The organism is Bradyrhizobium sp. Pa8 (assembly GCF_052588265.1).
Genome location: NZ_CP176767.1, coordinates 1540756 through 1556619, shown reverse-complemented (window position 1 = coordinate 1556619; position 15864 = coordinate 1540756). Strand labels below are relative to the sequence as shown.

10 protein-coding genes and 2 pseudogenes are annotated in these 15864 nt (G+C 57.9%); 5 read left to right on the top strand and 7 right to left on the bottom strand.

Going from position 1 to position 15864, the window contains the following annotated elements; translation table 11 throughout:
- Positions 1–593 precede the first annotated feature (593 nt).
- Together ACKWRH_RS07125 and ACKWRH_RS07120 are read right to left on the bottom strand one after the other, a co-directional pair.
- Positions 594–1790, bottom strand: a complete 1197-nt coding sequence (locus tag ACKWRH_RS07125; RefSeq protein WP_445219904.1) for an acyl-CoA dehydrogenase family protein — start codon at positions 1788–1790, stop codon at positions 594–596.
- A 1023-nt stretch (positions 1791–2813) separates the two neighbouring features.
- A complete protein-coding gene (locus tag ACKWRH_RS07120) occupies positions 2814–3140 on the bottom strand; it encodes a PilZ domain-containing protein (RefSeq protein ID WP_445219903.1) in 327 nt (108 codons plus the stop codon).
- A 703-nt stretch (positions 3141–3843) separates the two neighbouring features.
- Between ACKWRH_RS07120 and ACKWRH_RS07115 the strand changes: the two genes are divergently transcribed.
- From ACKWRH_RS07115 to ACKWRH_RS07105, 3 genes are all read left to right on the top strand, one after another.
- A complete protein-coding gene (locus ACKWRH_RS07115; protein ID WP_445219902.1) occupies positions 3844–4197 on the top strand; it encodes a hypothetical protein in 354 nt (117 codons plus the stop codon).
- Between the two features lie 154 nt (positions 4198–4351).
- Positions 4352–5218 (top strand): xanthine dehydrogenase, encoded by an 867-nt coding sequence (locus tag ACKWRH_RS07110; RefSeq protein WP_445219901.1) that lies wholly within the window; start codon positions 4352–4354, stop codon positions 5216–5218.
- 1066 nt (positions 5219–6284) lie between these two features.
- Positions 6285–6566 carry a hypothetical protein gene (locus tag ACKWRH_RS07105; protein ID WP_445219900.1) on the top strand — a complete coding sequence of 94 codons (282 nt, stop codon included), beginning with the start codon at positions 6285–6287 and terminating at the stop codon, positions 6564–6566.
- 143 nt (positions 6567–6709) lie between these two features.
- Here the strand turns inward: ACKWRH_RS07105 and ACKWRH_RS07100 are convergent, their stop codons facing one another.
- The 3 genes from ACKWRH_RS07100 to sfnG all read right to left on the bottom strand — a co-directional run bounded on the left by ACKWRH_RS07100 (position 6710) and on the right by sfnG (position 10354).
- Positions 6710–8008 carry a 50S ribosomal protein L11 methyltransferase gene (locus tag ACKWRH_RS07100; RefSeq protein WP_445219899.1) on the bottom strand — a complete coding sequence of 433 codons (1299 nt, stop codon included), beginning with the start codon at positions 8006–8008 and terminating at the stop codon, positions 6710–6712.
- Positions 8009–8350: 342 nt separating this feature from the next.
- On the bottom strand, positions 8351–8680 hold the full coding sequence (locus tag ACKWRH_RS07095; protein WP_445219898.1) for a hypothetical protein: 330 nt from the start codon (positions 8678–8680) through the stop codon (positions 8351–8353).
- Positions 8681–9247: 567 nt separating this feature from the next.
- Positions 9248–10354 (bottom strand): dimethylsulfone monooxygenase SfnG, encoded by a 1107-nt coding sequence (gene sfnG / locus ACKWRH_RS07090; RefSeq protein WP_445222332.1) that lies wholly within the window; start codon positions 10352–10354, stop codon positions 9248–9250.
- 1203 nt (positions 10355–11557) lie between these two features.
- On the opposite strand from sfnG, the pseudogene ACKWRH_RS07085 reads away from it, so the two are divergent.
- Positions 11558–11920: pseudogene (locus ACKWRH_RS07085) on the top strand (LLM class flavin-dependent oxidoreductase); the annotation flags it as partial.
- A 451-nt stretch (positions 11921–12371) separates the two neighbouring features.
- Here ACKWRH_RS07085 and ACKWRH_RS07080 read toward each other — a convergent pair.
- Positions 12372–12981, bottom strand: a pseudogene (locus ACKWRH_RS07080) (transposase); the annotation flags it as partial.
- Between ACKWRH_RS07080 and ACKWRH_RS07075 the strand changes: the two are divergent.
- Complete coding sequence (locus tag ACKWRH_RS07075; protein WP_445222648.1) at positions 12903–13388, top strand: hypothetical protein; 486 nt, start codon at positions 12903–12905, stop codon at positions 13386–13388. The pseudogene ACKWRH_RS07080 and the gene ACKWRH_RS07075 sit on opposite strands and share 79 nt — an antisense overlap.
- A 204-nt stretch (positions 13389–13592) precedes the next feature.
- Here the strand turns inward: ACKWRH_RS07075 and ACKWRH_RS07070 are convergent, their stop codons facing one another.
- Entirely contained in the window at positions 13593–15848 is a 2256-nt protein-coding gene (locus ACKWRH_RS07070) for a di-heme-cytochrome C peroxidase (RefSeq protein WP_445219897.1), read from the bottom strand.
- Positions 15849–15864 lie beyond the last annotated feature (16 nt).

Below are 15864 nucleotides of genomic sequence, written 5' to 3'. Positions count from 1 at the left end.
ACCGGAAACCTAATCTCGGGCCACCAATGCCGGCGAACAGGTCAATAAAGCAGATACCGGGAGCGGCCGGAGGCTCTTGGGCGAAGCGATTGTCGACGGTGTGGCGCAACTGGACGAGAGCCAGTTTTTTGGTTCGGGTCTCGCCGCGCTCATAGCGACATGCTCATAGCGATACAGTGTCCGCAGCTCCACCTTCAACAAGTCCGCTGTTTCGGGCAGCGTCAGGCCAGCCCGCTCACGCAATGGGCTCGTGAACAGCTCATCCTATCGACAGAACCAGCCCGCTGCGCAAAGGTCCTGCCGCTGCCCCCTTCGTAGAGCGCCCGCAGTTCCGGGGTTAGAGGAGGGTCATTCGCAAGTACGGCCGATCGATAGCTAAGGAGGCGAAAGGCATTGGCGCGACGATATGTATTTGTTCCACCGCCATCGACAACTGCGACGCCATGCGACGCAAGTGCCGTTTCGCCTTTCTCGACACGGTACTGGTCGATCCCGCGCATGAAGTTTACCTCGGTTGCGCCCTTCGCAGACGAGGACGGAAGTCGCCAGCAGTGCTTCAGGGAAACGGCGAACTGTGACCTGCGGAGTTCGAACTATTCTCCCCCTTCGTAGAACAGCTCAAGCGGCAGGCCAACCAGCGATTTGCCAATCCAGTCCCGAGCGATGATGTTGGACGGCCCCATTGCGATGGCGGCACGGGCGTCGCGGAAGGAACGCTCGATCGGCCCTCGGTGATAGCCGTAGCCTCCCGTCACCGTCAATGCCGCGGCGGCGACCCGATTCGCGACCTCGGCGGCGTGCACCTTGAACTCGGTCAGCGGGATCAGGATTTCGCTTTGCGGCTTGTCGGCGCGCCAGAACTCGTCCAGCCTTGCTGCCAGTTCGAGGCGCCACGGCCGTAGCGATTCGACGAGCACCTTGGCCGCGCCAAGCTCCTGTCGGATCGCCTGATAGTCCGCAAGTCTCTTATTTCGATCCTTGTGCACGAAACTTGCTGTGTGTTTGACAGCCGCATTCAACACGCCCCGAGCCAGGCCTTCCCAAACGGCGCCGAGCCCAATCAGATAGACTGGCGAAACGCCATTGTAGATGATTTCCTTCCCCTGCCCTTCCGTACCGAGCCGGTCCCGCTGCGGTATCCGCACGCTGGTGTACTGGATGGGACCCGAGTGACTGGCTCGCACGCCGAGGGCGTTCCAAGGTTTCGATTCGATCCCGGGAGACTTGCCGTCCACGATGAAGAAGACAATGTCGGCTTGGTCCTTGGCGCCCGGCGTGCGTGTCTGCACCACATAGAAGTCGGCTTGACCGGAGCTCGTTGTGAATGATTTCTTGGCATCGAGCAGATAATCGTCGCGATCGCGCGAGGCCTCCGACAGATTATACCACCAGTGTCCGCCTGTCGCACGTTCGCTTGTCGAATATGTACCCAGCAACGCACCGTTCTTCGCCTTGAGCCAGCGCTCCTTCTGATCACCGTTGCCATATAGATTGATGGTCTGAGCCGCGCTGACATGCATGACGTAGATGAGGCCTGTCGATGCATCAACCTGGCCAATACGATAGGCAGCTTCAGCAAAATCGACATGGCCAAGTCCAAGGCCGCCAATCCGGGTTTCGTTCAGAACGCCGGTCCAGCCCGCCTCCGCCAACGCCTGCAGACTCTCCTTGGGAAAGCGGCTTTCGAGATCATTGCGATCGGCGTTGACCCTTACGGTCGCATCGATGGAAGCATCCAGCCGCGAATAGGGGTCTTGGTCGAAATTGCGTGCCAATTTGGCTGTCCCCATTGTCACTCCCCCCGTTTCCCGCGAATTCTAAGCAACGGCGTGTATCAGCACTCTTCTTCCGGCGTCAGTTAGTGATGGGCCGCCGAGGTAAAGCGCCTTGATGTTGTCGGCCTTGCGCAAGGCGAGTGACGGCGCCGGACGAAACGCCACGGCCGGTTCTCGAGGAGGCCGGTTCTCGAGGACAACCGCGCCGAGCGTAGCGCTACCGTCGAATTCTGTTCAGCTACCAGGATCGAGAGGTCCTGCTCTGTTGGGCTGCTTGAGTGTTCGAAAAATGCTCTCAACGACAAGCGGGGAGAGCCCCATAGACGGTTCGTCGAGCACCAACAGCCGCAGCCGCGACATCAGTACGGCTGATTACAGTCAACTGCCGCTCGACGTCCGAAATCAGCCCGGAGATAGATATGCAATACTGCTTCAGTCGCCGGGTAACGCTCGTAGATTTCTTCCAGATCAGTGCGGGTCACCCACGAGACCTGAGACTCTATAGGTTTAGGCCCTCTAGAATTAAACTTCGTCAAACAAAACAATGAGCGGCAAGTGCTAACATTCTACAGCGAAGTACCGACAGCAAATATTGGCAGGTCGTAGCGTTCGTTTCGAACCGCAATCATCGCGCCAGAACCAGACTCGAAGGTTTCTCAGCCGCGAAGCAATTCGCGGAGTGTACCTAGAGCTTCGCGGCAAACACATCCGGAGCGAATCCGGCAAACTTATCCCGTCAACGTGGCGACGTCCTTCATGGACGCCGCTGAACAGCCCCTCCGCGAGCCTCCCTTTTTTGACGGCGGGGCAACGGAGTCCAACCTACATTGCCGGTCACGAACGGCATGTCCGCAAGCATCTCACCCCGTCATTCGGTGACAAACCGCTCTCGACAATCACCTCAAGCGCGCCGGGGGCGGTCGCGAATGGATCAGCCGCCGACCGGCGGCCTTTCGCTCATCCGTCGCCCAACTCAAGGCAGCACACGTACACCTAGCGCTCACTAACATGCAGCGGGCGGAAATCAATTTCATCAGATCAATCCAAGGCAGCGGCAGGCGGCTTATCGGACCGCGCGGAGCGTTCGCGAAGTGTCTGCGACGTTATAAACTCAACGCCGGCTTCCTCTCCGTCCAACCGGACCAATTCGCATCGGCGGAAGACCAGGCCCATCGTTGAAAGCAGCAAGAAAAATTGACGCGCTTTGAGGACCTCGAGCGAGCCATCAATCCGCAGGCGCGCTCCCGTCTCTGAAATATCAATGAGAACGCAATTGCGTCGCCACGTGCCGTCAACGGCGACCAGGGTCGCTCGATAATGATGCCCAAGCTGAATGCGTTTCGCTTTTCGCTTGTCCCAATTCATGAAGCCCACTGCACGTCGGTCGTGCCCTGAATGCTTGCCTGACAATTGGCCAACTCGGAGATCCGCTCCGCCGCGTCACCGTCTGCGCGACACCGCGCGTTCAGAGGCTCGGCGGATTTTTCTTAGCGCGCTTCCGGGTGTGACGGAAGCTTGATTGAAGGCGGATCACGCCGGGAAAGCGCGTGCTTTTGACAATAGCGAAGAGAAACTGCATTCACGGGCCAAGCAGCGCTCGCAGAGGAGCCTCTGCCCTCGATTGGGAGCGGGGAGCCCCTATGGCTTGCAATAGATATAGCGACTGCATCCGGTCACCTCCTTACGGATCCATCCTTAAGCGCAGGGCCGCATTCCGCATGAGGCTGGCATCCGCGATTCGCCCTTCTCGTACACAGTCGTGTCCGGTCTACCACTTTCATGTCCCGAGTCCGACGCGGCGGCGCACGAGTTCGGCAGCGCAGTGTTAAGCGCATGTTTTCGGTTCTCCTCAACTAGGTTTGCTCGACATATTTGGTGGCACGCCGCTTGCCCAGATGAGCGCACGGATCACATTCCTGCCTCGATAGAGGCCTCGCAATTCCGCCTGGAGCTCACATGAAGTCAGTCAGATCCAAATGCGTGGTTTAGGTACCGACTTCGTGCGTCACATCGAACGACGTCGCGCCGCCCCGCTCAGCTCAGCTTCCGGCAATCGGCAGGAGGACGCATGAAGCCGCACGTTCGGGCGGCCGCGGCCGCGGTCGCTCTGGCCCACAGCCTTGGGCGCCCTATCGTCCGCGTATACGGACACGAAACCTCCGCATCCTGCCGGATTACCTTGGCCGTACGAGGGCGGATCGTCAGCGGCTATGATCACACCAGGCATTGCTACGTCACCGGCGCCTTGCCGAACCTGTACCACCACGGTGAAAAATCACACCTGATACTCGCCCCAAAGGGATTCGGAATCTACGGCGGCTTCGATCACGATTCGACGTCTCACTTTCTAGTGAAGGTCACGGGCAGTGAAGCCCACATGTTCGACGACAAGGAAGACACGTACTATGCATACAGCGTCTGACCGGGAATAAAGCGTTATGCTCGACGCCATTCCCGCATGGTGGCCGTAGGTGTCTTGAACACGATACGAGCCGTTTTTGTTTACACTTGTGGATCGGTTTCGCGGCTGGCGCGCGCTTTGCTAGGCATCAAAGAGTAACGCGAGAGTGTCGCCCTTGAAAGTCGCCACCCTTCGGAGCCGGGATCTGCGCGGGCCAAGGCTCCTGGCCTTGGTGCTTGGCACGAACGAAATTGCCTCCGCCATCGCAACGAAGCTCACCGACGCGAGCTTTGCCGTCGTGATGAGTCACGCGCCATTTCCGCTGGTGATCCGCCGCCGCATGTCATTTCATGACGCGCTCTTCGGCGAGCTGAGCCAAGTAGAAGGCGTCGTCGGCAAACGGGCCGATACGCTCCTGGAAGTCGTGCGGATTCACGCCAAACAGAACAGCGTCGCCGTGACCGAAATGAATCTCTCCGACATCATCGGCTTACGTCCATTGTCCGTGATCGTGGATGCACGCATGCGGAAGCATCGGACACCTCCCGACCTCCGCGGCTTTGCACGGGTTGCGGTTGGCATCGGGCCCGGATTCGAGGTGAACGTCAACTGTCATACCGCCATCGAGACCCATCCTGCTCAGACCGGTGCGATTCTCTCGTGCGGGACCACGAAGCCGGCAGACGGCCAATGCCGTGACCTCGGCGGCGCAGGACGCAAACGTTTCGTGTACTCACACCGCCATGGCATCTGGCGCACGGCGGTCGATATCGGCACGCCCGTATCCAAGAACAGGCAGCTGGGTTGGCTCAGCGGCACACCGGTGCTGGCGCCCATCGGAGGAGTGCTCCGCGGTATTGCGCGAGACGGCGCACGGGTGCCGGAGGGCGTAAAACTGCTGGAGATCGATCCGCGCGGACGCCAGTCCTGCTGGACCGGCATGGATGAACGAGGGCGAGATATCGCATGCAGCGCCGTCGCGGCGATTGAGAAATTCATCTTGCCTAGATTGAGCGATCGCCCACGTTTCGCCGATAGTTGAAGGGACAGAGACCGCTGACGATCTTGCGCGCATGCCGTTCAGTGTGGAGTCGAGAATTTCCATCGTGGAGCAATTACCCAGACCTGAGGGCCCGACTGAGTGCACTGGACGGTTTTCGGCCTCGAAGTGCTCGCAGATACTATCTCCTTGCCTCTGGCAATCACGCGGTCCTGCCCTCCCTGTTCTGGACTTCCTGGGTCGCGCCCAGCGCGAGCATGGCCTCGACGATCTCGGTGTGGCCGTTGGGGGCCGCCCAGATCCGCGCTGTGATGCCATCGCTTTCCTGGAGGGCGACCCCGGGCGCCCTTGCAGAGCCAGGTTAGGACGATCGCGGTGCGTCCCTCGTAGGTCGCGTGGAGCAGCGCGGTTTCGCCATCGCTGTCCCGGACATCGAGCGCCGCGCCCTTGGGACGCATGAGCTCGAGAAGAAGGTCTGCGCCTCATCGAAATGCCACCTGATCGACGTCACCCCGAAATCGGCCGGAATGGACTGATCGATCGGACCTACACCGTCGATGGCGTGCATCTCAACGACGCCGGTTATAGGATTCTCGCCGCTCATGTAAAGGCGGGCATCGCGACGGCCAGGGCCGGCTCGCTCCAAGCCAGCCAGTTTTTGATCGGACCATCCTTCCGTCGCAACCCGCACGACACGCTCGTGGCCGGCTAAGGTATGCCGAGCCGCAGCGCGAGTGCGCTCTCCGGCACAAGCTCAAGAGCTCCTGGCCTGGCTCGGAACCTGAGAACGCCTCGCTAAATGCCATCCGATCAGCAGCTCGCTCGCGCGTCTGGCGAACGGTGTCGGTCAACACGTCGCGAGCGGTGTCAGGAGGGGTTTGGTTCCCCGCATAAGCCAGCAGCTTGTTAAATGCTCAAAAACTATCGACGAAGTGCGGACTGCATATGAATGCCGGCCCGCCAGATCAGGTAGTTGAGGCGACGGCGTTGCCCTAGCATTCTCCGCAGACTCCGTCTCTCTTGCGATGGAGAGGCATGAGGGTCGGTGATGAGAAGAAGAGAGAGGACGAAAAGGGAGCAATCGGGCCCAGGAAAGCACGAATTCTTCGTGGTGAATCTGACCAAAGAAAAGCTGAAGGGGCATATTTTGTGGGAAAGCAGCGGCAACGAGATCAAGCTCGACGTCAATGGCCTTGAGCCTGGCAAGCGCTCGCTGCGAAAACAGTTTTACCCCTCCAGTGGCAACCGGAACTATTGCCGCTGGTCAGAGCGAGACGGCGGGTACCAGCTGAACTGTGACGATGGCTACAAATATGCTATTGTCACTATCAGCGACTACGGAATCCGGGTGCTTGCTACCGACACGAGCCCCGATACGTGGAAATGGTAACGCAGCGTCGACTCTGACGCCGCATGCAGGTGGCTAATTCTTGGCCTTGCGTGTCTGCTTCCATCTCCAGGACTAGCGCGCCATGCACTCCGCAAGAAGGAAGCGACGGAAATTGGTCGGGACGAGCCGTTAGCGCGAGGGTTTCAACCGACCCCCTCGATAGTCCTCGCAAAAGCGGGAGCAATGCTCAGGTCTTCATGCCTCAGCGGGATGAATTTGCTGGTCTCGTGCGAGATCTTGTAAATGTAGAAGGTCTCGTCACGTTCCTTCTTCGAATCGATCTGCTCGGCATCCAGCCCGCACAATTCGCAGAATTCCACCAACGCATTCGGATATCCCGAGTCGCCATAACTCATATAGAGCTTACCGTTCTTCGCCAGATGCATACGCACGCCCATGAAGAAATCGAAAAGCATCTTGTCTGAAGAAACGAAATTAACCGCCAAGGCTTCCTTCTTGTACCGCTTCCCGATCCAGTGATTGGTGAACGGCAGATTCGCTATGATGAGGTCGTACTTTTCCTTGATCGGTAACTGAGAAAATATGTTGTTGCGATATGATTGCCGGAAATCGCAGAGGGCTTGAACTCCGTTTCTGCGCGCATTGTCCCTCGCGACATTGATCGTGCTTTGTTCGATATCAAGACCGACGCATTTCTTGGCGCCTCTTTCTGCGAGAGCGATGGCGTAGAATCCAGAACCGCATCCGACGTCGAGAACGGACATTGACTCTAATGAGGGCACGTCCTCGATTGTCCGCTGGAGAAGGGGAATGCTTATCTTGCCGAAGTCGGGATTGAAGCCGTTGGAAGGGATAATGAAGGAAAGACGCTTGGATTTGCCCCGATATTCGAATGGCTCTCGCTTACTGTCAGCGAAGTACCCTCGATGCTTCTCGATAATCGACTTGAGCAAGTCCTTATTCTTCAATAGCGCCCTTCTCCGTTTCAATAGATTCCGAGCATCAAAGTACGTAAAAGGCTTAGAGTCGTCCACTCTGTCGAGTATCCAAGTGCTGTTTTGGATAGTCCTCTGCGAGCTCACTCCAATGTACGTACCCAAAAATCTTGTTCTGCCGCGGTCGTTGTGTCGGCGGAATACGAACGCTCCGAAGCGCTGCATCACCCTGTTGTGCTGCCAGTATCCGTAAATGAAATCCGGCAAACTGTCGTGTATCGTGATGTACATCGAGTAGTCATTTTGCCGGTCATGCTTCCACAGGGGCTCGGCGGATATCTTGTTCCAACCCGCCTTGATCCTGACGACATCGGCGATATGAAGATCGCCTTTACGGCCATGATAAATCATCCCGCAATAGTGCCCTTCATACAGGCGCGTGTGCCGGCGCCTTCCGACCAAAAGGAATGCGAACCTGCTTAGGATGAACGCGGCTCTAGAGGCGTAGAAGAGCATTCCCGCGGTGGATGAAGAGGCAAAATCCATGAAATGTACCGATCAAATATGCAATTAAAAGTAGGCGCCCGCGGCCTTCATAGTTGATCCGGATTGCATTTTGCCAGCTTTTTTTGCTTTAGCGCAGGGCTTTGCTGCAGGCGGCCTTTAAGTACGGCTTCGATCCCCCAAAGGCTTCTCTGCCAAGAGTTTATGCCGTCTGGGCGGACGTGTTCACGCCCGATCATACAAGCCCGGCTTGCGGCATCGCCTCGGCACCCTACGGCCAAGAGGCATGAGCGCCACGTCGTGACGAGGCAAGAGCTTTGCATGACCAGGACGGAGCCTGACCTTATCGATGCAACGTCCGACAATTCAACCGACCATGTTGCTTCAAAGCGGCGCAGTTCCGCGACAGCGCCTGCATCCGGTGGCTGTTGTCCCGGCGCTCGCTGCCGACAACGGTTCGTCGCACGGGAAAAGAGTTCCGCCACCACCGCTCGGCATGGGCAGTCTTCTCCAGTTGCCTGCGGACGAGGGGATTGGCTTCGTGCGCGCCTGTTTGATCGGCACCTCAATCAAGAGCCGATAGTCGAACATCAAATCGCAAGCTCCGTAGTGCGCGACGCCGAGAGCTGGATTGGCTTGAACTTCCTCGGGCGTGCCATCGACGATCGTCCGTCGGTCGTCGAGCACGGCGACGCGGTTAAACAGCCCCATCACGATGCCGATGTCACGCTCGATAGGACAACCGTAGCGTCGCCGAAGCTGTCACGGGCGTTCGCTCGAGCTGCGATAATTCCTGCTTTCGCTCTGCAGGACACCGGCGAATCGCTCGCCCAGGAGCAAGAGCTTTCCGGCCAACCAGCGCCCGCGCAAGCTGATGCCCCTCTGCACGCCATAAGGCAGCGTCCCGATTGTCCTGAAGGTGGTCAAAAAGCAGGAGGCCGATGAGCTCTTTCGCCGCTGAACGGTTCTCCGCCTCGATCCGCCGCGCCAGCGGCGAGCCGACGATCTGCAGCGGGAAGCCTGCGCGTACGTGCGAGGCCGACCACCACATTGTCGAAAACCGATAGCCCCTTGGAACAGGGCGAGATTCTCCGCACGATGCCATGGACGGCGAGCTTCGACGTCGGCACTTTACGGGACGAATGCTCGCCGAACCTCACTTGGCCTTGATCGGGTCGATAGAATCCGCTGACGTAGACGTTCGTCGGGAGAATCGTCCTTTAGACGAAGCGCAGCCGCTTCTGTTGTAGTCCCCGCCATTTCGCCCCCTTCCCTAACGGACTATTCGGCAGCCTGCGCGCGCCCGGTCGCGCTCGCCTCAAGCTTTCGAACGAGCGGGATCACATGCCTGCCAAAATATTCGACCTCTTCCTGGAAATGGAGGAAACCGAGCAGGATCAGATCGGCACCAGCGCCCTTAAGCTCGATGATGCGTTCGGCGACCTGTTGCGGAGTTCCGATCAGGTTCGAGCGGAAGCCATCATTGTATTGAACAAGGTCCCGGAAGGTGGATTTGGCCCAATTGCCCTCACGCTCGGGGCTGGCATTGCCGGCATTCTGGACCTCGTGGTGGAATCCGCGTACCGCATCTGGGATCGCCTTGTCGACGATTTCTTGCAGGACCTCCTTCGCCTCGCCTTCCGTTTTCCGGACGATACCGAAGGCATTGATTCCAATCTTGGTGCGCCAGCTTTTGCCAAAAGCCTTTTCCTTGGTCCTGATGTCCTCGACCTGGGCTTTCAAGCCGTCCGGTGTATTGCCGTTGGTGAAATACCAGTCTGACACACGGGCAGCCATGTCGCGGGCTGCTCGCGAGGAGCCGCCCTGAAAAATCTCCGGCAGAGGATCGAGCGGCTTTGGCTTGAGCGAATAGTCGTTGAACCGATAGAAGTCGCCCTTCAGGGTGAACGTTTCCTCGGTCCAGATCCCGCGCAGGGCAGTGATAAATTCCTCCGAGCGGCGGTAACGCTCGTCATGGTCCAGCCAAGGTTCCCCGATCGCATGGAATTCGCCACGGAACCAGCCCGAGACGACATTGACCGCAACGCGTGCATTGGTGAGCTGGTTGATCGTCGCAATCTGCTTTGCGGCCAGCGCCGGATTCCAAGGCCCGGGAAGGAGAGCGGCGATAACTTTGAGCTTTTCGGTCGCGGCAAGCAACGCGTGGGAGAAGCTGACGGACTCGTGCTGCTTGTCGGCGCCATAACCTGCGGTGAATCTGATCTGGCTCAAGGCATAGTCGAAACCAGCCTTCTCGGCGATCTGGGCAAGTTTGCGATTGTAATCGATATCCCAGCTGGTGCGCTGCTCGATCGAAGAAATCACCAGGCCGCCGGATACGTTCGGCACCCAGTAAGCGAATTTGATCCTATTGTTGCTCGCAGTCATCCTGTTTGTCCCCTCAAGAAATTGCGCCTGCATGGAGAAGAGCGACGACCTGACGCAGGCAGCGTCGTGCCGTCACGCCCATCGAGACGGGCGCGGCTCACTGCTATTCATGGCGTCGTTTAAGCTATTGATTCAGAAGCGCTACAGTCGTCTCGGACGTATCCAAGCTTGCGCATTTCTGCCTCATCAGCGCGCGTACGCACAACAGCATCGACAAGCTGTGGGCCTGGTCAAATTACTCACTTGGTCGACGATGTTGTTGCGCATTATGAGCGTCTCTGGTTGGCATCATGCGTCATTATCGTCTCAAAGAACGCTCGAATGCGCGAGTCGAAGACGAACCATTTTTCCTAAGGTGGAGATAATGAATTTTTGTAATTCTTCATCAGACGCGATGTTTATTGCACGAATGAGAACTCTCGCTGAATGAATGTTTACAACCGTGTCGCAAAGCTCACGATCATCACCCAACGTGTCTCTTGCTCCTCGAAAGGACTTCGGCTGTTTTTTCTAACTGTCAGGCTCACGCCTTTCTCATCGTCCCATAAGCTTTTCTAAAATCCTCGCCATGCCCCCTTTCGAGGCAACGGACTCACCCGCGGCGATCACTGGTCCTCGGTATTTCATCTGCATGCTGGAGCGGCCTTTTGACTGGCTGCCGAGGTCCGCATGCTGCTCAACAGCTCAAACACTAAACTCGCAAGAAGTGCATGACTAGCTGTTGCCAACAATACAGACATCTGGAGCGTGCGACGAGAGGTGCGATGCCTTCGTGACTAGACGTCCTCCCATGACAGGCAGACACTCGCGACGTCGCACCTTAAGCGCTCATGGAGCACTTGTTCATGGGTAATCGTTTATCGGAAACAATCATGGAGGAGAGCGGACGAACGATGTCCGCCGCCGACGGCGATCGGATCGCGCGCCTACGGACCGCGGGGACGTCCAGCGCGTTTGCCTTTGGGCCGCCGTGCGCCGCGCATTGGGAACGAAAGGCAGGGCAATGGACTGGATGCGGCTTACAGCGCGCCTCCGCGCATTGGATTTTGATTCCACTGAAAGCGATCATTTTTGGCACTTCGATCGCTACCACTTGGTCCAAAACATCCCTGGGAAGTCGCACCCTCGAATTTGGTCTATAAATGGTCCAGTTGGGCCTGTGAGGTCCATTAATGGATCGTGGGTTCCAAACCCGACCTCGCACCGCACCAGGAAGACCTCGATCAGCTCGAAGCCTGGACTGCGGCAGCCGCAATTGCAGCGCTTACGAAACGGATCGAGATCATCGCCGCGATCAAGCCGTATCTGTACCATCCCGTGATTCTGGCCAAGATGGCGCTCGGAATCGAGAACATCAGCCGCGGCCGGTTTGCGATCAATCTCGTTAACGCCTGGAATCGTCCGGAACTGGAGAAGGCCGGCATCGGATTCGCCGAGCATGACGAGCGCTATGCTTACGGCCGGGAATGGATATCGGTTGTGTCGCGGCTGATGGAGGGCGAGCGGCTCACGTACGCGGGAGAGCTTTTCAACGTGTGTAACTATGCGCTGCGCCCGGCGGGCCTGTAGTCGCGTCCCACCATCTTTTCAAGATGGCCCTATAATTGCGAGGTGTTGTCAAGCTTCCATTCTTTGTCTCCAGTGGCACGATGGCCGCGATCATTTCGTCGGAGCTGGTCGGGGTTGCGGAGACGGGGTGATCGCGGGTGACGAGAGAATTGCCAACCGGTGTTGGCTAAGGCCGGTCTCTTTAACGGGTCAACTTGATCGCGTTGATGTCGCAACTGGGGTCATGATCCTTTACGAGGTCGCGCGCGCCTCTCGTTGATGTCCGGATCCGACGCCTCAACGTTTGCAGCGGAGTGCGGACAAGCCGCCGCCAGCCGATTGAACGAGGTCGTCGCGATCACGGTCCCAGCGGGACATCGCCGGCCCGTAAACCAGGTCGGTAAGCCTTTTTGGTGTGCTCAAGCTGTCTTCGTCTGCCCCATTCGAATGAGGTGCCGTCGACCCAGATTCAATGGAGGATGATCGCAATCTTCCGTGCGATAGCGACCTTAGCCTCCTTCATTCCGATACGCTTGGCGAGTTTCACCCCAAGCTCGAACGGAAGACCATTTCTTCGTACGGTAGAGCAGGACAGTTGCGGCTTCGTAGAGATAGGTTCGCAGCAGTCGATCGCCCCAGCGTGAGATTCTGCCGTTCTGATCGATCTCGCCGGACTGGTTGCGTCGAGGCGTAAGTCCCAGATAAGCCCCAACGGCCGACGCAGATCGAAAGCGTGACGGATCGTCGACCGTGTGCCTGAACGTCAGGGCGGTTACGACGCCCACGCCCTGTACCGTCATCAGGCGCCGCGTCGTTTCATCCGCTTTTGCGAGCCGGCGAATCTCATCGTCTAATTTGCTTTGCTGCTAGCAGACCTGATCATGGACCAGCAAGAGAGGATCAATCACGGAACGCAGGTGGTGATTATCACCCAACAAGTCTTTGACCTGCTTCCGAAATGCGTCGATCGCAGCCTTGGTGATGCGGAGCCGGCTCGCATTTGCCGGCTCGAAACGGAACAGCACCTTACCACCGCCGCTGGCAAAGCCGCGCCATTGCGGACCGCGCTTCTCCCAGCCTCCTCGTCTCCGATACCTCGGTCCTGATTGACCTTGAGCGGGCGCGGCTCCTGGAGGATCTGTTCCGTCTGCCCTTCGAGCTCTCTGTGTCCAACCTCCTGTATGACCGGAAACTGGCAGGCGAACTTGGCAACCAGTTGGTGGAGTTGGGACTTCGCGTTGAAGTCCTGACCCCAGCCGAGTTGGGCCTCGCCACGACAGTTCGGCGGCAGAACGCCCGTCTCTCCGTCCCGGATACATTCGCCTTTGCGATTGCTCAGTCTCGCCAATGGACACTGCTTACCGGCGATGGGACGTTGCGCGAGCTCGCGGTCGCCGAACAGATCGATATGCACGGCGTCTTTTGGTTGTTCGACCGGTTCGCGGATGGAATAATGTCGCTTTCAGCCGATTGCACGACGGTTTGAACACTCTTTTCGCGCATCCGAGATGCCGCCTACCTGTGCAGGAAGTGCGGCGTCGACCGGCTCGCTTCGAGGAGCAAATTCGCCAGGGCTACATCACATTCCCCACGAAAAGCTATCCCGTAGGCGCCGCAGCCAATTCTGTATGCAGCACCATAAACGGATCGGTAGGTCGATCGGGGCAACCACCGCCAATCAACGCATCTCTCACAGCGTCTTGAGATACTCGACAAGGGCCCGTCGCTCGGCATCGGTCAATTCTGGTCCGATGACGCCAGGCGGGAGCTTCGTCACGTCGGTCTCCTTGCCCTCAAACGAATGTCCACGATTGCTATTTCCAAGCAGCGATACATTGAAGTCCGTCAGGCCGGCCGCACAGGCATCGCCCGCTTTCGTCTTCGTAACAAGCCCGACATTGACTGGATCGAACTGGCGGCTGCCTACGCAGAAAGACGTCGGCCGCTCCTTCTGCGGCAACAACATGTCTCGCAGCGTCGGCACGGCCCCGTTGTGCAGATACGGAGCTGTCGCCCAAACACCATCCAACGGTCGCGCCCGATATTGAGGTTCAAGGGCAAGAACATCTTCGTCCTTTCCGTTACGGTTCGCCCGAGCCCCAACGTAGACTCGTTGGTTTTGACAATTTTTCCTCGGCCCCCACATCTGCTGCTTGGTTTCTTCGGAGGTGCCGTTCGCAATGTACCATTGATCGATGGTCTTGCCGACTACGTCCATGAGCGCGACGACGAATAGAGGATCTTCCGCCCGATCAGCGGGAAGACCGCAACCCCACGCTTTGTCCAAATCATCGATAGGATTTAAGCCGAGCGATTTAGGTAAGTGAACGCGGCGCCTCGTGAGGACATCGGATTGTTGACGATCGGTGCCGATCGCCGTGACCGGCATCTGAACCACATTAAAATAATGCCGGCCCCCTATCTCCACCCAATTCTTCTCGTTCTTGGTGGAGCGATCGGGATTCTCCGGTTTCCAGAACGAATCCTCCGGCCATCTTTTGTCGAAGGCAGGATCGTTGACCGGGCCTCGGTGGCATTCAAAGCAATGCGCGCGATAGAGATCGCGGCCTTTTTCGACGAGTTTTTCGTCGATGGCCCATGCCTGGTCGCCCAGAAATTTTTCCTGCGCGTCCTTCCACCTGGGCGCTACGAGCCCGGTAAATTTTCTGCCACTTGCATCGACCGCCGAAAAGGGTTCGGCGCCGCGCAGAAGCTCTTCGAACCGCGCGATGTCGGATAGATGTACCGATGAGGCAAAAAGTGGCCGTCCGGGCGCGGGCGCGGTCATATTGATTTTCGCGCTGACACCGAGCGCCTCGCCTGAATTGCGAACAAGTTCGTTGAGAACGGAGGCGTCATACTGCGCCCAGAGGAAATACGGCGTGTCCCAGATGGGCGGAAAGCTCACGGGCGCATCGTGGCGCGCGAAGTTGCCCTTGAGGAGGGGATCCGGGAGTTCACCGGTCACGGGATCGAGAAGGTTGCTATAGAAAACCTGGTTCCCGATCCGGTTCAGCGCGTCAAGTCGACCGAAACCTTCATCGAGATCCGCAACTCCCTGTCCCGTCAAAAGGCTATCGCCCTGTGCCTTTTGTTTCTTGATCTTTTGAAGCGCAAGCTCCAGATCGCTTCGAAGCTGCTTTCGATCGACACTTTGCCCCTTGATCTGCTCCAGCCTGCTAGCGAAACGCTCGAATCGCCACGGCAAAATCAGCGTGTAGCCGATAGACAGCCCGATGACCCTTTCAACCTCGCCGAGATTGACCATCGCTGGCCCACCGTCGAACCGAAGGCTGACATTTTTGTATTCCAGATGCCCCGTATGACAAGCTGCGCAGGTTAATCCGATCTGATCTTCATATGAGGCTCCCGTCGTCGGGTCGACACCACCCTTAAGGATGGCGAAGCCGACAGGCAAGCCATTTGGATTGTCGGGCACGTTTGGAGTCCAACCGGAGCTTGCAGCATCCCTATTCGACGCATCTTCGTGATAACCGTATGAGGGCGCGTTACCGGCGAAGTCCTTTGAGCCAGGACTCGGGATGAAGCCAAGGCGGCGCAGGTAGTCCTCGTCCGTCAGGCTCGTGTAAGAGATGGACAGCTCCGGCCGTTCCAGTGCCAAAAACCATTGATAGGGGACGGGAATGGTCGCCGTCCCCTGCGATGTGTGGTGAAACCAGTAACGCTGGCGCGAGGTCCAATTCTGCGGCAGCCAATAGGCGCTTTCGATTTTCGATGGCTCCGGCAGCGTCGCAGGCAGCAGTTGAGCGACCAGATTTGCGTCGTTCTTGATTTCAAGAGCTGCATCGCGAACCTTCTCCGGCGCGAAATACACCCAGCCGGCCGACACGATCGCGACGACGACGATTGCGAACAATAGACCGGCGACATGCGGCCAGCGCCTTACCCAGGAATTAAGTCGAGAGCCGAAAGAACGTCCCCCCATAGCAACCACTCCATTC